The organism is Collinsella sp. SGI.180, from assembly GCF_050313455.1.
Taxonomy (GTDB): Bacteria; Actinomycetota; Coriobacteriia; order Coriobacteriales; family Coriobacteriaceae; genus Collinsella.
On sequence record NZ_JBNPLL010000061.1, the window covers coordinates 1 to 224 of the forward strand.

The window sequence follows — 224 nt, forward strand, 5'->3', positions numbered from 1 at the left end:
GGGACTGCGGACGATTTCTTGGACCGTTACGCGGCCCTTCCCAGCGCGGCGCGGAACTCGGCCGGCGTGCGGCCGCCGAGCGCATCGCTGCGCCTCTCCGTATTGTATCGGCCGATCCAGCCCCCGAGTTCCTCGATGAAGCGGGCAGGGGTCCAGCCCGACCAGTCCCTGCCGTGCCAGAACTCCCTCTTGAGCAGGCCGAAGAAGCCCTCCATCGCCGCGTT

At 68.8% G+C, this 224-nt stretch carries 1 protein-coding gene; it reads right to left on the reverse strand.

The features are described from left to right. Window positions 1–26: 26 nt before the first annotated feature. Window positions 27–224, reverse strand: a 198-nt coding sequence (locus ACQRAP_RS08735; protein ID WP_427795408.1) for an IS3 family transposase, incomplete at its 5' end; no start/stop codon positions are given.